This window comes from Streptomyces griseorubiginosus, from assembly GCF_017614965.1.
Classification (GTDB): Bacteria; Actinomycetota; Actinomycetes; order Streptomycetales; family Streptomycetaceae; genus Streptomyces; species Streptomyces griseorubiginosus_B.
Genome location: NZ_WVUG01000268.1, coordinates 1 through 12,279, shown reverse-complemented (window position 1 = coordinate 12,279; position 12,279 = coordinate 1). Strand labels below are relative to the sequence as shown.

The 12,279-nt window shown below is 69.8% G+C and carries 10 protein-coding genes and 1 pseudogene; 2 read left to right on the top strand and 9 right to left on the bottom strand.

Going from position 1 to position 12,279, the window contains the following annotated elements:
* Positions 1–2 precede the first annotated feature (2 nt).
* The 3 genes from GRC12_RS34195 to trhA all read right to left on the bottom strand — a co-directional run bounded on the left by GRC12_RS34195 (position 3) and on the right by trhA (position 3,049).
* The gene (locus GRC12_RS34195) at positions 3–638 is read right to left on the bottom strand and encodes a TetR/AcrR family transcriptional regulator (RefSeq protein ID WP_208783732.1); all 636 of its coding nucleotides are present in this window, start codon (positions 636–638) and stop codon (positions 3–5) included.
* An 11-nt stretch (positions 639–649) separates the two neighbouring features.
* Entirely contained in the window at positions 650–2,191 is a 1,542-nt protein-coding gene (locus tag GRC12_RS34190) for a DHA2 family efflux MFS transporter permease subunit (RefSeq protein WP_208783730.1), read from the bottom strand.
* A gap of 111 nt (positions 2,192–2,302) precedes the next feature.
* Positions 2,303–3,049, bottom strand: coding sequence for a PAQR family membrane homeostasis protein TrhA (gene trhA, locus GRC12_RS34185; RefSeq protein WP_208783729.1), 747 nt, complete (start codon positions 3,047–3,049; stop codon positions 2,303–2,305).
* 342 nt (positions 3,050–3,391) lie between these two features.
* Here trhA and GRC12_RS34180 point away from each other — a divergent pair, with 342 nt between their 5' ends.
* Positions 3,392–5,215, top strand: a complete 1,824-nt coding sequence (locus GRC12_RS34180; RefSeq protein ID WP_208783728.1) for a phosphoenolpyruvate carboxykinase (GTP) — start codon at positions 3,392–3,394, stop codon at positions 5,213–5,215.
* A 187-nt stretch (positions 5,216–5,402) separates the two neighbouring features.
* Here GRC12_RS34180 and GRC12_RS34175 read toward each other — a convergent pair whose 3' ends face one another.
* The 6 genes from GRC12_RS34175 to GRC12_RS34150 form a co-directional block, all read right to left on the bottom strand.
* Complete coding sequence (locus tag GRC12_RS34175) at positions 5,403–5,987, bottom strand: hypothetical protein (protein ID WP_208783734.1); 585 nt, start codon at positions 5,985–5,987, stop codon at positions 5,403–5,405.
* Positions 5,988–5,991: 4 nt separating this feature from the next.
* Positions 5,992–7,521, bottom strand: coding sequence for a substrate-binding and vWA domain-containing protein (locus GRC12_RS34170; RefSeq protein WP_208783727.1), 1,530 nt, complete (start codon positions 7,519–7,521; stop codon positions 5,992–5,994).
* Positions 7,518–8,729: a toxic anion resistance protein gene (locus tag GRC12_RS34165; protein WP_208783726.1), complete on the bottom strand. Its 1,212-nt coding sequence runs from the start codon at positions 8,727–8,729 to the stop codon at positions 7,518–7,520. The genes GRC12_RS34170 and GRC12_RS34165 overlap by 4 nt, the downstream gene beginning before the upstream one ends.
* Positions 8,730–8,742: 13 nt before the next feature.
* Positions 8,743–9,807 (bottom strand): substrate-binding domain-containing protein, encoded by a 1,065-nt coding sequence (locus tag GRC12_RS34160; RefSeq protein WP_208783725.1) that lies wholly within the window; start codon positions 9,805–9,807, stop codon positions 8,743–8,745.
* 179 nt (positions 9,808–9,986) lie between these two features.
* On the bottom strand, positions 9,987–10,403 hold the full coding sequence (locus GRC12_RS34155) for an SCO4983 family protein (RefSeq protein ID WP_208783722.1): 417 nt from the start codon (positions 10,401–10,403) through the stop codon (positions 9,987–9,989).
* A gap of 101 nt (positions 10,404–10,504) precedes the next feature.
* Positions 10,505–11,716, bottom strand: coding sequence for a pyridoxal phosphate-dependent aminotransferase (locus GRC12_RS34150; protein WP_208783720.1), 1,212 nt, complete (start codon positions 11,714–11,716; stop codon positions 10,505–10,507).
* 126 nt (positions 11,717–11,842) lie between these two features.
* Between GRC12_RS34150 and GRC12_RS34145 the strand changes: the two are divergent.
* Positions 11,843–12,279, top strand: a pseudogene (locus tag GRC12_RS34145) (hypothetical protein); the annotation flags it as partial.

Below are 12,279 nucleotides of genomic sequence, written 5' to 3'. Positions count from 1 at the left end.
GCTCAGGGGTTTCGGGTGGGCAGGCCGTGTTCCATGACGTCCAGGGCGCGGTCCAGCAGGGCGCCCAGGTCGTCCTTGAAGCCGTTCTCCGCCCAGGTCATGTTGGCCTCCATCAGGCCGCCGACGAGGGACATCGCGTAGACCCGCACCTCGAGACTGTCGGGGTCGAGGCCGGTGCGGTCGGCGAGGGCCGCGCGGAGCAGACGTCCGGTCTCCGACATGCTCTCGAACATCCGGGAGCGGACGGCGGGGACCTGGACCCCGAGGTGGGCCCGCATGCGGACCACCTCGGGGTCCTCGGCCATCAGCGCGTTCGTGGCCATGCGCATCACGTGCCGCACCGAGTCCATCCACGGCTCACCGGCCGGCCGGGCGCGCAGTTCCTCCAGCATCGGCGCGTCGTACTCGTCCGTGAGGACGATGTCCTCCTTGGTGGGGAAGTAGCGGAAGACGGTGGACGGCGACACCTCGGCCCGGTCGGCGATCTGCTCGATCGTCGTGGCGTCGTACCCCTGCTCCTTGATCAGCGCGTAGGTCGCGGTTCGGATCGCCTCCCGGGTCTTGATCTTCTTGCGCTCGCGAAGTCCCAGCTGAGGGCGGTCGGCGGGGGAGGAGAAGGGGGTGCGTGCGGCCGTCATGGGGTTCATTGTCAGGCATCCTCCACGGCGGTGACCAAGTCGGGTTCGGGGCTTTGTACCGTCCGCCCGGACGCCGTGGGCGGCAGGAAGACCGCCGCCAGCAGCGCCGACACGAGCGCCGCGGCCCCGCACACCAGCAGCACCAGCCCCATGCCGTGGACGTAGGCGCTGTTCGCGGAGGCGGCCAGGTGAGCGGAGTGCGCCTTCTCGGCGACGATGTGCGCCGCGACCACCGAGTCCCCGGCGGTGTCGGCCGCCTTGGCGGGCAGCCCGGTGACGTCGAGCCGGTCCTGGAAGGTGGCGGAGAGCAGGCTGCCGAGCAGGGCGATCCCGACCGCGCCGCCGACCTGGCGCAGCGTCATGAGCAGCCCGGAGCCGCTGCCGGCCCGGTCGCGGGGCAGGGCGCCCAGGGCGCCGCCCATGGCCGGCATGAGGGAGAAGCCGAAGCCGAGGCCGGTGATGGAGAGCCACAGCGCGGTGAAGCCGTAGCCGGAGTCGACCGTCGTACGGCTGCCGAGGAGCGCGGCGAAGGCCAGCACCGTCAGGCCGGCGCCGACCGTGGCGCGGGCGCCGAAGCGCACGGTGGCCTGCGGGGCCGTGCGGGAGGCGACCAGGAGGCCGCCCATCATCGGCAGCAGCCTCAGGCCGGTGCCGAAGGCGTCGTTGCCGAGGACCGCCTGGAGGTAGGGCGGCAGCACGAAGAGCAGGCCGGACAGGACGAACATCACCAGGGTCGCGGCGATGGTGTTGAAGAGGAAGCCGCGGTGGGCGAGGAGGGTCATGTCGAGCATGGGGCGCTCCAGCCGGCGTTCGCGCAGGACCAGGGCGGTGATGAGGGCGACGGCCGCCGCGAACATCGCCAGGACCAGGGGGTCGCCCCAGCCGCGGGTGGGTGCCTCGATGATCGCGTACACGAGGGCGCCGAGTCCGGTCGCGGTGAGCGCGGTGGAGACGGTGTCGACCTTGGGGGAGGCGGGGTCGCGGGTCTCGGGGAGCAGGAAGACGCAGGCGGCGATGCCGATCGCGGCCATCGGGACGTTGACCAGGAAGACCGAGCCCCACCAGAAGTGGTTCAGCAGCCAGCCGCCGATGATCGGGCCGAGCGGCAGGCCGAGCGCGGAGGCGGCGGTGACGATCGCGGTCGCCTTGGGCTGCTCGTCGGCGGCGAACAGGGTGGGCAGCACGGAGAGCGCGAGCGGGGTGACCAGGGCGGCGCCGACGCCCATCAGGGCCCGGGCCGCGATCACCCAGGTCACGTCCCCGGCCAGGGCGCCCGCCAGTGAGCCGGTCAGGAAGATCCCGAGTCCGACGATCAGCATCAGCCGGCGTCCGAACCGGTCGCCGAGGAGTCCGGCGGGGAGCATGAGCGCCGCGAAGACGACGACGTAGGAGTCGGCCATCCACTGCTGCTGGCCGGTGGTGGCGCCGAGGTCGGCGGCCATGGTCGGCAGGGCCACGTTGAGGATCGTCGTGTCGAAGCCGAGGGTGAGCATGCTCGCGACGAGGGCGGCCAGGGCCCACCAACGCCGTGGGTTTGGGGTGACAGTAACCATGAAATGAGAGTAACTCTCAAAATCTAGGAACTGTCAATCGACAGTCTCTATCGGCATACGAAAAATGGCCACGGCGGCAAGCCGTGGCCATGGGGGGGAGCGGTGGGGCGGTTACGCGTGCTGGTACGCCACCAGGGAGATTCCGACGTAGTGGACGACGAACGCGGCCAGCGTGAAGGAGTGGAAGACCTCGTGGAAGCCGAACCAGCGCGGTGACGGGTTCGGCCGCTTGATGCCGTAGATCACGCCGCCCGCGCTGTAGAGCAGGCCGCCGACGATGACCAGGACCAGGACGGCGATGCCCCCGGTGCGCATGAAGTCGGGCAGGAAGAAGACGGCCGCCCAGCCCATCGCGATGTAGCAGGGGGTGTAGAGCCAGCGCGGGGCGCCGACCCAGAAGACCCGGAAGACGATCCCGGCCGCGGCGGCTCCCCAGATGCCCCACAGCAGCCACTGCCCCTTGGCGCCCGGCAGCAGGAGCATCGTGAGGGGGGTGTAGGTGCCGGCGATGATCAGGAAGATGTTGGCGTGGTCGAGGCGGCGCAGCACGCCGTCCATGCGCGGGCTCCAGTTGCCCCGGTGGTAGAGCGCGCTCACGCCGAACAGCAGGCAGGCCGTCAGCGCGTAGATCCCGCAGGCGACGCGTCCTCTGGTCGAGTCGGCGAGCGCGGTGAGGACCAGGCCGGAGACGAGCGCGGCCGGGAACATGCCCAGATGCAGCCAGCCGCGGAGCTTCGGCTTGATCGGCTCGGCGAGCTGCTGCGCGTGCTGCTTGATCTGGTGCGGGATGGAAGGCGCTTCGGAACCGCGGCCGGCGGCCGGCGTTCCGGTGGACGCGTCGGGGACGGGCGCTGTCATGTCTCGCATCGTACCTACGGAACCGTAAGTTACGGATCAGTGCGGGCGTGGAAGCGGCCAAGAGTGGCCATCATCTCACGGCAGTTGGCGGCCGGCGCGTACCGCGCAAAGAAACGGTCACTTGAACCCTAGGTGCACGCAAATAAACGCGTCGCACACAAAAGAGACGTGACGATCCCCACTCCGCTCACCTGTGAGGCCCTCTGGACATATGGGCACTCGCGTCGGATGATCAAATGAGTGCGGTCGGCACCGGATGAGCGCTGAAGATCCAGCCACGAAGCATCCGGGCCGCAGCCCCCACGGGGCCTCCAACACAAAATCCCTCATTTAGGAGCAATCGTGGCGCGCGACAACGCGGCTCCCCCCGTCATTCCCACCCAGCATCAGGAACTGGTCTCGTGGGTGAACGAGATCGCCGAACTGACCCAGCCGGACAACGTGGTCTGGTGTGACGGATCCGAGGCCGAGTACGAGCGCCTGTGCGAGGAGCTCGTCGCGAAGGGCACCTTCAAGAAGCTCGACCCGATCAAGCGCCCCAACTCGTACTACGCCGCCTCCGACCCGACCGACGTCGCGCGCGTCGAGGACCGGACCTTCATCTGCTCGGAGAAGGAGGAGGACGCGGGCCCCACCAACCACTGGAAGGACCCCGCCGAGATGCGGGAGATCTTCTCCGGCGAGAAGGGGATCTTCCGCGGCTCGATGAAGGGCCGGACGATGTACGTCGTCCCGTTCTGCATGGGCCCGCTCGGCTCGGACCTCTCCGCCATCGGCGTCGAGATCACCGACTCCGCCTATGTGGCGGTGTCCATGCGGACGATGACCCGCATGGGACAGCCCGTCCTCGACGAACTCGGCTCGGACGGCTTCTTCGTCAAGGCCGTGCACACGCTGGGCGCCCCGCTGGCCGAGGGCGAGGCGGACGTACCGTGGCCGTGCAACTCCACCAAGTACATCTCGCACTTCCCCGAGACCCGCGAGATCTGGTCCTACGGCTCCGGTTACGGCGGCAACGCCCTGCTCGGCAAGAAGTGCTACGCCCTGCGCATAGCGTCCGTCATGGCCCGCGACGAGGGCTGGCTGGCCGAGCACATGCTGATCCTGAAGCTCACCCCGCCGACCGGTGAGTCCAAGTACGTCGCCGCCGCCTTCCCGAGCGCCTGCGGCAAGACCAACCTCGCCATGCTGGAGCCCACCGTCTCCGGCTGGACGGTGGAGACCATCGGCGACGACATCGCCTGGATGCGCTTCGGCGAGGACGGCCGGCTGTACGCCATCAACCCCGAGGCCGGCTTCTTCGGCGTCGCGCCCGGCACGGGTGAGCACACCAACGCCAACGCGATGAAGACCCTGTGGGGCAACTCGGTCTTCACCAACGTGGCGTTGACGGACGACAACGACATCTGGTGGGAGGGCATGACGGAGGAGACCCCGGCCCACCTCACCGACTGGAAGGGCCGGGACTGGACGCCGGAGTCCGCCGAGCCCGCCGCGCACCCCAACGCCCGCTTCACCGTGCCGGCCTCGCAGTGCCCGATCATCGCGCCCGAGTGGGAGGACCCGAGGGGCGTGCCGATCTCGGCGATCCTCTTCGGCGGCCGGCGCGCCTCCGCCGTTCCGCTGGTGACCGAGTCCTTCGACTGGAACCACGGTGTCTTCCTGGGCGCCAACGTGGCCTCCGAGAAGACCGCGGCCGCCGAGGGCAAGGTCGGCGAACTGCGCCGGGACCCGTTCGCCATGCTGCCGTTCTGCGGCTACAACATGGGCGACTACATGGGGCACTGGATCGACGTGGCCAAGGACAAGGACCAGTCCAAGCTGCCGAAGATCTACTACGTCAACTGGTTCCGCAAGAACGACGAGGGCAAGTTCGTCTGGCCCGGGTTCGGCGAGAACAGCCGGGTCCTGAAGTGGATCGTGGAGCGGCTGGACGGCAGGGCGGAGGGTGTCGAGACGCCGATCGGTGTCCTCCCGGCCAAGGGTGCCCTCGACACCAACGGGCTCGAACTGTCCGAGTCCGACCTGGAGTTCCTGCTCACCGTCGACAAGGACGTGTGGCGGGAGGAGGCGGCGTTGATTCCCGAGCACCTCAACACGTTCGGGGACCACACGCCGAAGGAGCTGTGGGACGAGTACCGGGCGCTGGTGCAGCGGCTGGGCTGACGTCCGGCTCGGGAGACTCCGCGGCCGGTTGGGATGTGCCCTGACCAGTGATCGTCACGGCCGGCCGCGGTGTTCTACGGCGAGGCCGCGCACAACGGCGTGCGCGGCTCGGGCCTGCCCTTGTCCTTCCGTCCGCCCCGACGGGAGGGAAGGGGCAGGCCTTCGCCGTTTCCTCGAGGGGAACGTTTCAAGGGGAACGTTCTTCCAGATAGCGGGTGTGCGTCTCCTGGCGGCGGGCCTCCGTCTCGCGCAGGGTCGTGGCCAGTCTCTCCGCCTCCTCCTGCAGCAGCGTGAGCTGGCGTTCCAGGTGGCGTTCCGGGGGTTCTGAGCCCGGGGTCATACGGGTCCACCAGCGGGTGCGTACGTAGCTGTCGACCGCTTCCGGAATGTCCTGGCGGACCGTCCGGGACAGGGTGTGGACGCCCTCCGGGTCCTGGGCCAGGACCTCGGTCACCCAGCCCGGGTCCAGCAGCGCGGTCAGCAGGCCGGTCAGCTCGGTGAGGCGGCCCGCGGCGGCCGGGGGGAGGTCGACCTCCGCCAGATAGCCGCCCAGCTTGTCGAAGTCGGCCCGCAGTTCCTCCAGTTGGGCCGACGGGGACGGGAAGTCCGGCAGGGGCGGTCGTTCCGGCGGGGCGATGAGCGCGCCCGCGCCGTAGAGCCCGGCCACGACCACCGGCCAGTACGGCCCGGCGACCCCCGTGAACGTCAGCGCCAGGCCCGCCAGACCGCCCGCGCTTCCCGCGATGTTCTTGCGGGACTCCAGGAACCTCATGAACCTACTGGTAGCCACGGATCTCCTCGAAGGCGCCGTCCAGTGAGCCGTGTTGCGCGTCGAAGAGGCGGCCGCCGGTCAGGTCGGCGATGTGGGTCAGTTCCCTGCGGTCGGAGTCGCCGAAGAGGATCGGGAAGACCGGGGTGTCCCGCTGCGCGCCGGTGAGTGAGCGGTAGAAGGTGTCGAAGTCCTTCGGCTTGACGCCGGTCGTGTTCTCGCCGTCCGTCATCAGCACGATCGACGTGAACGTGTCGCCGCCGGTGCCGAGATGCTCGTACGCCTTCTCCAGGGACGTGTAGATCGCGGTGTCGCCGTCGGCGGACAGCTTCTCGGTGTCCTTGCGGATCGCCTTCAGGCCGGCCTGCGGATCGGCCGGGTCGACCACATGGGTCCGTACGCTCTTCACGTCCGAGCCGAAGGGCATCAGCGTCACCTCCTCCCGTTCGCGGAAATCGCCGGTCAGGTCCGTAAGGGCCTTCTTCAGGCGGCTGAGGCGGTCGCCGTCCATCGAGCCGGAGGTGTCGAGGACGTAGACGGTGCGGGAGGGGCGGCGCAGTTCGTTCTCGTACGAGTGCAGCAGGCCGTCGGCGACCGAACGCGTGCCGGGGAAGGCGAGTTCGTGGCGCCGGGAGGTGTCGAGGCCGGGTGCGGGGGGCACCGAGGGGATCACCGGGCGACGGTGGGTGTCGGTCGTGATCTCGCGCTGGATCCGCGGCGTGCGCAGGGCCTCGGTCAGGCGCCGGACCTCCTCACGGGTCGCCGCGTCGGTGTCGGCGAGGGAGGAGAGCGGGTAGTCGGCGGTGACCACGCCGTCCTTGGGGCGGATCACGGTCAGGCCCGGGATGCCCTTGAGGACGGACTCGTAGTTGAGGAGCGCGTCGACGTTCCCGCGCCGCTTGTAGGCCGTCGCCAGCCAGCCCGACGAACCCGAGGTCAGCTTCTGCCCCTTGAAGAACTCCTTGAGGCGGGGCGTCGCCTCGGCCACGTCCGCGTCGGTGAGCGCCGACTGGGCGCCGGAGAGGGCGGAGGCGACCGAGACGAGCGTGGAGAAGCCGGAGTTGGAGCGGGCCGGGTCCGTCATTCCGTACGTGAGTTTTCCGTCCTGTACGGCCTTCTCCACCTGGGACCAGGTGACGTTCTCCGGCGTCCAGCCGAGCGCCTGCGCGGTGGCCGTCCTGACGCCGATGGCCACCGGGCTCGACATGACCGGCGTCTCGGAGACGACCTTCTTCGCCGCCTCCGGGCGCAGTCGCAGATAGTCGTTCGAGGACAGCCACACGGCGTCGTAGCGGCCGTCCGCCTTGCCGGACGCCAGCAGGTTCACGGCGTCGAGGGTGCCCATGTAGGTGGACCGGACCGTAATGCCGATGTCCTTGCGGACCTGGTCCAGGACCGGTGCCATGTCGGCGAGTTCGCTGGAGGCGAGGACGCGCAGGGTGCCGGGCCGTGGGGCGTCGGGGTCGGTCTTGTGCGCCGACGAGCAGGCGGTCAGCAGGGCCGCCGCCGACACGACGGCGGTGAGGGTCCGTCTCATGCGAGGCCCCCTTCCAGCGCGCCCCGCGACCGGCTGCGTTCCAGGTAGGCACTGGCGGACTGGAGTTCGGCCGTCAGGTTCTCGACGGTCGTCGCCATCGCCTCGGTCGCCTGCACCTTGTAGGTGTCGATCGCGTCCAGCGTCCGGTAGATCTGCTGGAACGCCGAGCGCAGGGTCTCGGCCCCCACGGCCGGGTCCGCGGCGATCCGCTGGATCTCCCCGCTCTGCGTGGACAGCATCTCCGCGTTGCCCCGGATCAGGTCCTCCGTGGTCCCGCGCAGGGCGTTGACCTGCTCGACGACCTTCTTCTGGTTGTCCAGCGCGGACGCCAGCATCACCGAGATGCGCAAGGCGGACACGGTGGTCGTGGCGGCCCGGTCGACGCCCTTGATCAGCTCGTCGTTGTTGCGGCGTACGACGTCCATGGCGAGGTAGCCCTGCGCGCACACCGCGAGCTGGGTGAGCAGGTCCTGGTGCTTCTGCCGGACCGGGAAGAGCACGTCGGCGCGGAGACCGTCGGCCTCCTGGGGGTCCGGGATCCCGGCGAGGTGCTGCTCCACGGCCGCGTCCAGGGCCTCGGTGAGCACCACGTACTCCTGCAGTTTGCCCATGGTCTCCCACAGGCGGACCCGCTCGGTCTGCAACGCGGCGTTGTCCCGGCGCAGTTCGTCCTGGCCGCCGCGCAGCGAGCCGACGATCCTGTTCAAGGTGCCCTGTGCGGACGCGTACTTGGCGACGTGGTCGCGCAGCTTGTTCCCGCCGGGCAGCCGGGAGAGGAACTTACGGCCCTTGCTGGCGGGCAGGTCCCGCGGGTCCAGGTCCTCGACCACCCGCCGGAGTTCGACCAGCGAGCCGGCCACCTGCGACTGGGCGTCCCCGCCCTTGCTCGGCAGGCTCTTCACGGTCCGTTCCAGCATCCGGTTGGACTGCGCGGCCGCGGTCCGCATCTCTGAGGCGCCGAGTCCGGTGATCTCACCGACCTTGCCGGCGAACTCGGGCGAGCGGGCGTCCAGGGCGGCGAGACCGGCGACGTAGGCGGAGGCCTTCGCGGCCATGTCGGTACGGACGCTGTCGTCCACCGGCACGAGCCCGCCGGCCTTCTCCCGCGGCACCGGCGCGACGGCCTCGGGCGGGGTGAGCGTGAAGACGTCGTCCCCGCTGAGGGTGTGCTGACTGCCGCTGTTCTGACTGGTGTTGAAGCTGCTCATGAGGTCCCCCGTGTCATCCGCGGGCCCGGCGCGCCATCTCGTGCAGCACCGCGGAGGTGGGCACGGGCGCCTGCCGGACACCGGTCAGTTCCTGCTTCAGATAGGTGGTCGCCGAGGCGAACTCGGTCGCGGTGCCCTGCGGCCGGAAACCGTGCTTCACGGCGAGCTTGCGCAACTCCGGGTCGGTGGAGAGGAGTTGGGCGAGCGCCTTGCCGTTGCCGGTGAACGGCACGACGGTGTGGTCGCTGTTGACCGTGGTGTCCGGGTAGAGCACGACGAGGTCACCGGGCTGCTGTCCGCCCGCCAGCAGCGAGGCGACCTGGGACTCGTAGACCACCACCAGCGGATTGCCGGCGCCGCTGACGAAGTCCCGGAACACCGCGTCCGAGCTGGACTGCTGGGCGCCCTGGACCTGCACCAGCTTCTTCATCAGCGGCTCGGTGCGGTCGAGGTCGGCCTTGCTCGCCACCACCCGGCCGCCGTTCGCCACGTAGGAGGCGGCGGCGAGGTACAGGGCGCCGGAGTTGGAGGTCTCCGGGTCGGTGGAGGAGAGGAAGAGCGTTCCCGTCAACTCCCCGTACTTGCTCGCCCCCTTCAGCTGCTGCCACGTACGGTCGTGGCGGGCGGCGTCGAGATAGGCGGCCATCTTCAGGATGCCGCGGTGCTCGGTGTCCAGGGTCGCGAGGCCGTTGGCCGCGAGCACCTGGGCGGCGTTGCGGTGGGCCACGACGACGAGCGGCGAGTAGAAGGGGCGGGCGAGGGTGCCCTGCACCTTGTAGCGGGCGGCCAGTTCGACGGCGGGCGCCTGACTGGACGGGAACGCGAGGTCGTACCCCTTGAGGTCGAGCCCCTCCATGGCCCAGGACCCGGAGGTCTCGGCCTTCACGGTGAATCCCTTGGCGGCGAGGGCCTTCACCACAGCCGGATCCGCGAAGTACTCCGCCTTCTCGGAACCGATCACCATGCGCACGGTCTTCGTTGCCGTGCCCTTGTCGTCCGCTTCCCGGCCCGCCACGACGGCAGCCACCACGCCGCCGATCAGCAACACCGCGAGGACGATCCCTGCGATACGTCTCACGCCGGGGAGCGTGCTCCCGGAACCCCATGTTCCAGGGATTACCGGATGAACGGGAGGTGAAGTGGCCGTCCCGGAACGCAACGGAACCAGCCATGCCCATCACACAGAAAATGGCTCCCGGTCCGCGCGTCGCTGCGGGTGCACGCGGACCGGGGCCGTCAGGGGAGCCCTCGTGGGGCTCAGCGGGACGCGAGTTCGCGGGGGTCTCGGGCCTCCGTGTGCGCGTCCATGCGTTCCGCGGCGAGGATCGCCGCCGCCGTGTCGGCCCGTGAGGCCGCCACGACCAGGGCGCGGCCCGCGAGGGCGTGCGCCCGCTCGTGCAGGGTGGCGAGGTCGACTTCGGCCGGTGCCACCTGCATACGCACCGGTGTCACCCCGCCTCGCAGCCGGGCCACCTGTTCGGCGAGCCGCTCGGCCGCCTCGTCCAGGTCGGCGGAGGGAGCCGCCGCCCGCAGCTCGTCCGTGACGGCGAGCAGCGCGGCGAGGTGTCCCGCGAGCTGGATGTCCAGCTCCTCCTCGCGGGAGCGGTGCGGAAAGTCGGAGCTCGTGCCGGCCATCGTGCTGTGGACCGACTTGGTGCGGATCGGTTCGTACATGGGATGGCCTCCAGAAGCTGTCAGGAAACCATCCTAGCTTAGATTTCGTCTAAAGTTGAGTGGATCCAAGAAGATCCGCGGATTGCCGGTCCGGAAAAGGTTTAGGGCTGGCCGTAGCCGTCCAGGAACCGCCCGATCCGCCCCACCGCGTCCCGCAGATCCGTGACCGTCGGCAGCGTCACGACCCGGAAGTGATCGGGCTCGGGCCAGTTGAACCCGGAACCCTGCACGACCATGATCTTCTCGCTGCGCAGCAGGTCCAGCACCATCCGCCGGTCGTCCTTGATCTTGAACACCTTGGGGTCGAGCCGCGGGAAGAGATACAGCGCCCCCTTCGGCCGTACGCAGCTCACCCCCGGGATCCGCGTCAGCAGCTCGTACGCCGTGTCCATCTGCTCCTTCAGCCGCCCGCCCGGCAGCACCAGGTCGTTGATGGACTGCCGCCCGCTCAGCGCGGCGACCACTCCGTGCTGACCGGGCATGTTCGCGCACAGCCGCATGTTCGCCAGGACCGTCAGACCCTCGATGTAGGAGTCGGCGTGCGCGCGCGGCCCGGAGATCGACATCCAGCCCACCCGGTAGCCGGCCACCCGGTAGGCCTTGGACATGCCGTTGAAGGTGAGGGTCAGCAGGTCCGGGGCGATGGCGGCCGTCGGGGTGTGCGTGGCGCCGTCGTAGAGGATCTTGTCGTAGATCTCGTCGGAGCAGACGAGGAGGTTGTGGCGGCGGGCGATGTCCGTCAAGCCCTTGATCATCGCCTCGTCGTACACCGCGCCCGTCGGGTTGTTGGGGTTGATGATGACGATGGCCTTGGTGCGGTCGGTGACCTTGCGTTCGACGTCCGCGAGGTCCGGCATCCAGTCGGCCTGCTCGTCGCACCGGTAGTGGACGGCCGTACCGCCGGACAGGGACACGGCGGCGGTCCACAGCGGATAGTCCGGGGCCGGTACGAGCACCTCGTCGCCGTCGTCCAATAGGCCCTGCATCGCCATCACGATCAGCTCGGAGACGCCGTTGCCGATGAAGACGTGCTCGACGTCCGTCTCGATGCCGAGGGTCTGGTTGTGCATGACGACCGCGCGGCGGGCGGCCAGCAGGCCCTTCGCGTCGCCGTAGCCGTGTGCGGTGGAGACGTTGCGGAGGATGTCCTCCAGGATCTCCGGGGGGCACTCGAAGCCGAACGCCGCCGGGTTGCCGGTGTTCAGCTTGAGGATCCGATGCCCGGCCGCCTCGAGCCGCATCGCCTCCTCGAGCACCGGGCCCCGGATCTCGTAACAGACGTTGGCGAGCTTGGTCGACTGGATCACCTGCATGTCTGGGAGCTTACGGCCCGGTAACGCCTCCCGGACCGTGTTTTCCACCACGCGAGACGCCTGGGTTTGGGCTGTTATCGCCGGTAGCTGTCTCAGGGGTCCCACCAGTCCCTAGAATGCGCGGTCATGTCCGGGTCACCTCAGCATGCGAACGGGAAGAACGGCGTCCCGCAGGATCCGCCGAACGTGTACCACCCGATCCCGGAATCGACGCCCGTGTACGAGGGCTACGCGGATCCGGCGGCCGCGCACGGCTGGCAGAACGCGTACGACCGGACGGCGGAGCTGCCCAGGGTGCCCGAGGCCGACCCGGCCCTCCCCGCCGGTGGCCGGGCCGCCGAACGGCGGCGCGAGCGCGGGGCGCGGGGACGGCGGCGGATGCTGGTCGCCGCGGGGGCGGCGGGCGCGCTGTCGGCGGCCGTGATCACCGCGCTGTCCCTCTCGGGCGCGTCCTCGGGGGGACCGGAGGGGAAGGACGGACGCCCGGCACCATCGGCGGACGCTTCCCCGACACCGACGGCGTCCCCGCGTGGCGACGGAGCCTCGGCGGCCCCCGCCGGTAC

Bases quoted from the DNA above. Each gene is read 5' to 3' on its own strand.
- GRC12_RS34155 (WP_208783722.1), bottom strand. From the start codon at position 10,403: ATGTACGAACCGATCCGCACCAAGTCGGTCCACAGCACGATGGCCGGC.
- GRC12_RS34175 (WP_208783734.1), bottom strand. From the start codon at position 5,987: ATGAGGTTCCTGGAGTCCCGCAAGAACATCGCGGGAAGCGCGGGCGGT.
- GRC12_RS34170 (WP_208783727.1), bottom strand. From the start codon at position 7,521: ATGAGACGGACCCTCACCGCCGTCGTGTCGGCGGCGGCCCTGCTGACC.
- GRC12_RS34165 (WP_208783726.1), bottom strand. From the start codon at position 8,729: ATGAGCAGCTTCAACACCAGTCAGAACAGCGGCAGTCAGCACACCCTC.
- GRC12_RS34190 (WP_208783730.1), bottom strand. From the start codon at position 2,191: ATGGTTACTGTCACCCCAAACCCACGGCGTTGGTGGGCCCTGGCCGCC.
- GRC12_RS34195 (WP_208783732.1), bottom strand. From the start codon at position 638: ATGACGGCCGCACGCACCCCCTTCTCCTCCCCCGCCGACCGCCCTCAG.
- GRC12_RS34150 (WP_208783720.1), bottom strand. From the start codon at position 11,716: ATGCAGGTGATCCAGTCGACCAAGCTCGCCAACGTCTGTTACGAGATC.
- trhA (WP_208783729.1), bottom strand. From the start codon at position 3,049: ATGACAGCGCCCGTCCCCGACGCGTCCACCGGAACGCCGGCCGCCGGC.